Source organism: Microbacterium paulum, from assembly GCF_015707995.1.
In the GTDB taxonomy this organism is placed as follows: Bacteria; Actinomycetota; Actinomycetes; order Actinomycetales; family Microbacteriaceae; genus Microbacterium; species Microbacterium paulum.
The window spans coordinates 46,625-53,578 of record NZ_JAAGRY010000015.1 but is presented as its reverse complement, the minus strand read 5'-3'; the positions used below and the strand labels follow the sequence as shown (position 1 = coordinate 53,578).

General features: G+C 70.8%; 8 protein-coding genes. 5 read left to right on the top strand and 3 right to left on the bottom strand.

Features of this window, described 5'->3' with window-relative positions:
- The coding region (locus tag G3N18_RS05545) for a nuclease-related domain-containing protein (RefSeq protein WP_196383303.1) at window positions 1–666 on the top strand (666 nt) is incomplete at its 5' end.
- 121 nt (window positions 667–787) lie between these two features.
- Here the strand turns inward: G3N18_RS05545 and G3N18_RS05540 are convergent.
- Together G3N18_RS05540 and G3N18_RS16450 are read right to left on the bottom strand one after the other, a co-directional pair.
- Complete coding sequence (locus tag G3N18_RS05540) at window positions 788–1,423, bottom strand: TetR/AcrR family transcriptional regulator (RefSeq protein ID WP_196383302.1); 636 nt, start codon at window positions 1,421–1,423, stop codon at window positions 788–790.
- Window positions 1,420–2,613, bottom strand: coding sequence for a sensor histidine kinase (locus G3N18_RS16450; RefSeq protein WP_338038303.1), 1,194 nt, complete (start codon window positions 2,611–2,613; stop codon window positions 1,420–1,422). Before G3N18_RS16450 ends, G3N18_RS05540 begins: the two co-directional genes overlap by 4 nt.
- A gap of 53 nt (window positions 2,614–2,666) precedes the next feature.
- On the opposite strand from G3N18_RS16450, the gene G3N18_RS05530 reads away from it, so the two are divergent.
- Window positions 2,667–3,206, top strand: coding sequence for a YaeQ family protein (locus tag G3N18_RS05530; protein ID WP_196383300.1), 540 nt, complete (start codon window positions 2,667–2,669; stop codon window positions 3,204–3,206).
- Window positions 3,207–3,218: 12 nt separating this feature from the next.
- On the opposite strand, the gene G3N18_RS05525 is transcribed toward G3N18_RS05530, so the two are convergent.
- On the bottom strand, window positions 3,219–3,824 hold the full coding sequence (locus tag G3N18_RS05525; RefSeq protein ID WP_196383299.1) for a DUF1269 domain-containing protein: 606 nt from the start codon (window positions 3,822–3,824) through the stop codon (window positions 3,219–3,221).
- A 271-nt stretch (window positions 3,825–4,095) separates the two neighbouring features.
- On the opposite strand from G3N18_RS05525, the gene G3N18_RS05515 reads away from it, so the two are divergent.
- From G3N18_RS05515 to G3N18_RS05505, 3 genes are all read left to right on the top strand, one after another.
- The gene (locus G3N18_RS05515) at window positions 4,096–5,646 is read left to right on the top strand and encodes an APC family permease (RefSeq protein ID WP_196383297.1); all 1,551 of its coding nucleotides are present in this window, start codon (window positions 4,096–4,098) and stop codon (window positions 5,644–5,646) included.
- A gap of 65 nt (window positions 5,647–5,711) precedes the next feature.
- On the top strand, window positions 5,712–6,404 hold the full coding sequence (locus G3N18_RS05510; protein ID WP_196383296.1) for an SDR family oxidoreductase: 693 nt from the start codon (window positions 5,712–5,714) through the stop codon (window positions 6,402–6,404).
- Window positions 6,401–6,925 (top strand): glutaminase, encoded by a 525-nt coding sequence (locus G3N18_RS05505; RefSeq protein ID WP_314855713.1) that lies wholly within the window; start codon window positions 6,401–6,403, stop codon window positions 6,923–6,925. Before G3N18_RS05510 ends, G3N18_RS05505 begins: the two co-directional genes overlap by 4 nt.
- The last annotated feature ends 29 nt before the right edge of the window (window positions 6,926–6,954 follow it).

The following is a 6,954-nucleotide window of genomic DNA, read 5'->3' as shown; positions in this document are numbered from 1 at the left end:
CCGCACCGCCCCGCCGACACCCGGCCGCGGGCCCGGTCGTTCGGCCAGCCCGGCGGCTGGCGCCGGGAGCGCTACCTGACCCTCATGCGCGAATGGGTGGGGCGCGGCGCGGAGCTCGCCGACCCGTACGATCCGGCGCTCGTGCGCACGGCACCGCGCGAGCTCAAGCGGCTGCTGGCCGACGCGCTCGCCGAAGAGGCGACGGCGCGCATCGTCGCCGACCTCGGCATGGGCTACACGGTGTGGCACGACGTCGCGGCCGACCCGCGGGATCCGGATCTCAAGCTCGATCACATCGTGCTCGGGCCGAGCGGCCTCTACGCGGTGCTCAGCGAAGACTTCGGCGGAGCGGTGCGGGTGCGCCGCGGCGAACTGATCGGCGACGGGGTGCCGGGGTCGCCCGTGGGCGACCTCGTGGCGGCGACTCGCGCCGTCGCGCGCGCCGCGCGGGTGCGCTTCAGCGGGGTGATCGCGGTGCTGCCCGACGACGACGTGGCGACCGCGATCGACGAGATCGGCAAGGTGCGCGGCCTGCCGGTCGCGGTCGTGCGGCGCTCGGCGCTGTCGACCGTGCTGCGGCGCGGGCTCACCGGAGCACGCGACATCGGCGGCAACGAGCTGTTCGACGTGCGCACCCGCCTGCAGTCGGTCGTGCGGTTCGTCTGAGCCGGCCCCCGTGGAGCATGTCCCACTTGTGGTCGTTTTCAGGGGCGTGAAGCAGCCACTTGTGGGACAACCCCCGCCCCGAAGGGGACAACCCCCGCCCCCGGGGGTGGCGACCAGGGGATCAGGGGTGGGGCGGGGCGAGCAGCCGGTCGAGCAGGGCGAGTGCGGCCTCGTGGTCGACGTCGCCGTCGAGCAGCCACTGGGTCTGCAGGCCGTCCGACGCGGCGATCACGAGGGCCGCGACGAGGTCGGGTGGCACGTCGGCGCGCAGAGCACCGGATGCCTGCAGCGCACGCACCCGCTCGCCGAGCTCGCTGCGCAGGCGTGCGAAGCGTTCGGTGACGAAGTCGTGCGCCGCGGGGTGGGTGCCGTCGAGGGCCGACGACACGAGCGTCGAATACAGCTGCACCATGCCCGGGATCTCGCGGTTCGCGGCGGCGGAGCCGCGCATCATCTCGGCGGGGCTGGTGCGATCGGCCTCGGCGGGCGGCGGATCGCCCGGGCGCTCGGGGGCCTCTGCCTCGCGGGGGCGCTCTGATCCGTCGCGGTAGACCGCGACGAGCAGCTCGTCGAGCGAGCCGAAGTAGTGGGTGAGCGCCGCGTGGGTGACCCCGACCTCTTGCGCGATCGCGCGCAGGCTCGTGCGGCTGCCGCCCCGCTGGGCGAACACCTCGATCGCCCGGTCGAGGATCTCCTGCCGCCGCGCCACGCCCTTCGCGTAGGTTCCGCGGTGGCGCGGGGTGTCTGGCGTGCTCACGGCGTGAGTACGGGTGCGCTCGGCAGGGTCACCCGCACCCGTGCCCCGCCGAGGGGTGAGTCGTCGAGCACGATGCGACCGTCGTGGGCGCCGACGATGAGGCGGCTGGTGGCGAGCCCCAGTCCCAGGCCGGGCACGTCGCCCGCATTCCCGCGATCGAGCAGCGAAAACGCCCGCTCACGCAGCTCGGGTGCGACGCCCGGGCCGTTGTCGTCGATCGTGATCGTCCACGCATCGCCGGAAGGGCGTGCGGCGATATCGATGACGGGGGAGACCCCTGCCGCCTGAGTGAACTTGACCGCGTTGGCCACGAGATTCTGCACGAGCACGCGCAGGAGCGCCGGGTCTCCGGAGACGAGCCCGTCGCTCGGCGCATCGACGGTGACGACGGCGTGCGTGCCCTCGATGGCGCTCTCGAGGTCGTCCAGGGCGTCGGCGACGATGTCTGACAGCCGAACCGCCGCTCGCTGCGGGCGCGCGCCGCCCAGTCGCGCGAACGCGAGCAGGCTCGTGATCATGCCGTCCATCCGCCCCGCGGCGGCCTCGGCGTGGCTCAGCGACCGGGTCGCCCCCTCGGTGTCATCGGCGGCGAGGGCGTCGGCGGCCAGTTCGATCTGGCCCGCGATGGCCGTCAGGGGGTTCCGCAGGTCGTGGCTGATGCGCGCCGCGAATTGCGTGAGCTGATCGTTGGAGCGCACGAGTTCGTGGGAGTGGCGACGTAGCTCGAGCACGTCGACCGCCTGGCGGGCGAGAAGCTCGAGTCCCTCGGCTTGGGTCGCGTTGAGCTCGGCGACGTCGTCGTCGAAGACGCAGAGAGTGCCGATCGCGACACCGTCGGGTGTGATCAGCGGGCTCGAGGCGTAAAAGCGGACGTGCCCGAGTGGTCCCGTGACGAACGGGTTGTCGGCGAATCGCGCGTCGGCGCGGGCATCGTCGACGACCACGGTCTGACCGTCCTCGAAGACCACCGCGCACATCGAGTCGTCGCGGCTGCAGACGCCGGGCTGGATGCCGACGACCGCGACCGTGTGCTGAAGGCGGTCGTCGATGAGGTTGACCGCGGCTGCAGACGTCGCGCACACCGTCGCCGCGAGACGGGCGAGGGCTTCGAGACCGGGATCGGTCTCTTCGCCGAGAACGCGATACTGCGCGATCGCATCGGTGCGGAGGGTGTCGGTCGCTGTCGTCACGGGCACTGCCTTCGGAAGGGGGCTGCTCCAGACTATCCGCGTAGGCTCGCAGCATGGCGATCGGCGTAGTGATGCATACCTTCGACGTGCAGCTGGCCGATCTCGACCGCGGCGTATACGAAGATCTCACGCTGCGCCTCGCGCAGCACCCGTCCGAGACGGCGGAGTTCATGGTCACGCGGCTGCTCGCCTACTGCCTCGAATACACCGAGGGCATCGCGTTCAGCGAGGGCGTCGCCGCGACCAACGAGCCGGCCGTGCTCGTGCGCGACGCGACGGGGCGCCAGACCGCGTGGATCGAGGTCGGATCGCCCGATGCCGAGCGGCTGCACTACGGCAGCAAGCTCACCGGGCACGTCGCGATCTACACGCACCGTGATCCGGCGCGGGTCGTGCCGCAGTGGTCGGGCAAGAAGATCCACGACGCCGAGAACATCGTGCTGCACAGCTTCGACCCGGGGTTCGTGCAGAGCGTCGCGGAAGCGGTCGAGCGACGCAACACCGTCACACTGTCGGTGACGGAGGGCCAGCTCTACCTGGATGTCAACGGCGTGAACCTGACCTCAGGTGTGCGCGCCCACCCGGTGGGCTGACCCTCCGACACGTCACGACTTACTTGTCGTGGTGGAACTTCGCCTTGAGCTTCTCGAGGCGCTCCTCACGCGACGCTTGTGCTCTTCGTGGCGCTCCTCGCGCAGGGCATTGTGAGCGGCGTGCGAGGCCTCTTCAGCGGCATCCTGCTGCGCGTCCAGCGCGTCGAGCACCTCGTCGAGCGTCCAGCGCACGACGACACCGCCGCGCTGCGCGACGGCGTTATCGAGGATCGAGGTGTCCTCTTCGACCGTCTCGGCGATGATCGCGTTGGTTCCCGGGGGGACCGTGCCGGCGAACTGCGACAGCACGTCGTCGCCCTTGTCGAGGCGCGAGCCGTCGACCAGGGCGCCGCCGAGCGTGCGGAACGACAGGCCGAGCAGCAGACCGACCGGGCCGCCGAGGGCGCCCACGAGCATGCCGACCAGCGAGCCGCCGATCGTGGCCGTGCCGCCCTTGTCGTCGCCGCCGTCGGTGACGTTCACGGCGCCCGACGCGTCACGCTCGACCAGCGCCGCCGATTGCAGGCCGTAGTCGCCCGACGCGTTGCGGAAGGCGGTCAGCGCCTCGTACGTCGCTTCCCGGGTGGGAAAAGTGAGCACAACGACGTTCTCAGACATGTGGTTCCTCGATTCTGGATCGGACTGCGGTCCGCGCATCGGGACCGCCGCTCTCAGCCGTTCCCGTTCGGGGCGCTGAGCGCAAGGGAGTCATCGTGAACTTTCGGCAGACACTGAAACACGACGACAGATTCGGCTCGATGGACATCGCGGCCAGCGTGCGCCGCACATTCGCCGCCGCGGCCAGAACCGCGACGCGCGCGATGCCGCTACTCTCACGTCAACCCGATCGCCACCCGATCGTCACCGACCGTCGACGCAGGAGGCTCGCATGAGCGATTTCGGCTCCACCACCCCGATCCACCTCGACCGCGGCGAGGGCAAGGGACTCGCCACCGGCACGCTGGGCCTGTGGGGGTCGACCGTCATCGGCCTGGCATCCACCGCTCCGGTGTATTCGCTCGTGGCGACTCTCGGCTTCGTCGTGCTCGCCGTGGGAGCACAGGCGCCGATCGCGTTCATCATCGCGTTCGTGCCGATGCTGTTCATCGCGTTCGCGTACCGCGAGCTGAACAACGAGATGCCCGACTGCGGCACGACCTTCACGTGGGGCACGAAGGCGTTCGGCCCGTGGGTGGGCTGGATGGGCGGCTGGGGCGTCGCCGTAGCGGGGATGGTCGTGCTCGCGAACCTCGCGCAGATCGCGTCGGTGTATTTCTGGGACCTCTTCGGTCTCGAGTTGGAGAACGACGACTGGCGCATCGTGCTGGTCGCCGTCGCCTTCATCGCGGCGATGACGTGGGTGAGCTGGCGGGGCGTCGAGATCGGCGAGCGCATTCAGAACGTGCTGCTCGCGGTGCAGTACCTCGTGCTCGCGATCTTCGTCGTGGTCTCGCTCACCGGCTACTTCACGGGCACGGCGCCCGATCCGACGCCGTTCTCGTGGGAGTGGCTCAACCCGTTCGCCTTCACCGACTTCCACGGGTTCACCGAGGCGGTGCTGCTGGCCCTGTTCATCTACTGGGGGTGGGACACGTGCCTCGCCCTCAACGAAGAGACGAAAGACCCGAAGCGCACACCCGGCCGCGCGGCCCTGCTGACGACCGTGATCCTGCTGTTCACGTACGTCGCGGTGACGATCTCGGCGATGATGTACGCCGGTCTCGGCGACACGGGCACGGGACTGTCGAACGAGGCGAACGCCGATGACTTCTTCCTCGCGATCAAAGACGGACTGCTCGGTCCGTGGGGATGGCTTCTGGTGGTCGCGGTGCTCATCTCGGCGGTCTCGTCGACCCAGACGACCATCCTGCCCACCGCGCGCGGCACGCTCGCGATGGGGGTCTACCGGGCGTTGCCGGCCCGGTTCAAGATCGTCCACCCGGTGTACAAGACGCCGTCGTTCTCGACGATCGTCGGGGGCGTCGTGGCGATCTGCTACTACGTCGGCATGACGCTGATCAGCGACAACATCCTGCAGGACTCGATCCTCTCCCTCGGTCTCGCGATCGCGTTCTACTACGCCATCACCGGGTTCGCGTGCGTCTGGTACTACCGGCGCGATCTCGGCCGGTCGGCCCGGGATCTGTGGTTCAAGGGCATCTTCCCGCTGCTGGGCGCGCTCATGCTGACCTTCGCGTTCGTGCAGTCGGCGATCGACATGTACGACGTCGACTACGGCTACACGACGCTGTTCGGCATCGGCGGCACGTTCGTCGTCGGGATCGGCGCGCTGCTGGTCGGCGTCGTGCTGATGTTCGTCTGGTACCTCTTCCCGCGCTCGAAGCCGTTCTTCTCGGGGCGCTCGCTCAACCGCAGCACCCCCGTGATGGTGCCCGACGAGCCGGGTGATTTCGTGCGCTCGATCGACGGCGGCATCTGACCGGCGGCGTCTGACCAGCGGCGGCGCCGAGGCCTCGGCGGTGCCGCGGTGCGAGGATGGATGCCATGTCCACGTACGTCATCACGGGCGCCGGCTCGGGGATCGGCCGCCTCGTCGCCGAGCGGTTGCACGCGCGCGGCGACGCCCTGATCGTGCTCGCCCGCAGCGCGCGCCGCGCCGCTGAACTCATCGCCGCCTTCCCCGGATCGGCCGCCGTCGTCGCCGACCTCGCCGACCCGTCCGCGCTCGCCGCGGCGATCGATGAGGCCGACCTTCCCGCCGAGATCGACGGCATCGTGCACGGCGCCGGCATCGTCGAGCTCGGCGCGGTCGCCGATCTGCCGCGGGATGCCTGGACGAGCCAGCTCACCGTCAACCTCGTCGCTCCGGCAGAGCTCACCCGTCTGCTGCTGCCGCGCGTCCGCGCGGCGCGCGGACACGTGCTGTTCGTCAACTCGGGTGCGGGACTGAACGCGCATCCGGGCTGGGCGGCATACGCGGCATCCAAACACGGCTTGAAGGCGCTCGCCGATGCGCTCCGCGGCGAAGAGGGGCCGCACGGGGTGCGGGTGACCACGGTGTATCCCGGGCGCACCGCGACGCCCATGCAAGAGAAGGTGCACGAGCAGGAGGGCGCTGCGTACGACGCCGACCGCTGGATCGACCCCGCGTCGGTGGCGACCGCGATCATGACGGCGCTCGACCTGCCGCGCGATGCCGTGATCAGCGACCTGAGCGTGCGGCCCGGCCCGCGGTGACGGCGGGCGACTCCGGGGCGTCGAACCCGTCGAGCGCGCCGAGCCCCGCGCTCGACGCGCTGCTCGACGACGCGCGGCGCCGGCTCGCCGGAGCCCCCCGTGAGCGGCTCGGCGATTGGGCGCAGGCGCGCAAGCTGCTCGGGTTCGGGCGCGCGCCGCGGATCGTGCCGGTGGGCGAGGCGTGGCACGTCGGGGTGCTCCTGATCGCGGATGCCGAGGTCTACGCCACCGGCGAGGTGCTGCGCGCCCGCACCGAAGCACCGCGCGGCTACACCGCGCAGGCGCAGCGTGAAAGGTCGGAGCGCGCCGCGGCCGCCGCGCGCGGTGGCTTCGCCGACGGTGAGGTCGTGCACCTCGGTGCCGTGCGGCTCGACCTCGAGGCGCTCCGCCATGGCGAGGCATCCGGCCCGCTCTCGATCGCCGGGGGAGCGCCAGGCGGCACCGTGCTCGTGCGCTGGAGTGCGACGGGCGCCCCGCGCCCCCTCGCCGACTACCTCGACGAGCAACTCGCGCTGCGCTGACCTGCACCGCCGCGTCGCGTATAGCGCGT

Excerpts from the sequence above, each read along its gene's own strand:
- G3N18_RS05530 (WP_196383300.1), top strand. The coding sequence starts at position 2,667 with ATGGCGATCGGCGTAGTGATGCATACCTTCGACGTGCAGCTGGCCGAT.
- G3N18_RS05525 (WP_196383299.1), bottom strand. The coding sequence starts at position 3,824 with ATGTCTGAGAACGTCGTTGTGCTCACTTTTCCCACCCGGGAAGCGACG.
- G3N18_RS05515 (WP_196383297.1), top strand. The coding sequence starts at position 4,096 with ATGAGCGATTTCGGCTCCACCACCCCGATCCACCTCGACCGCGGCGAG.
- G3N18_RS05510 (WP_196383296.1), top strand. The coding sequence starts at position 5,712 with ATGTCCACGTACGTCATCACGGGCGCCGGCTCGGGGATCGGCCGCCTC.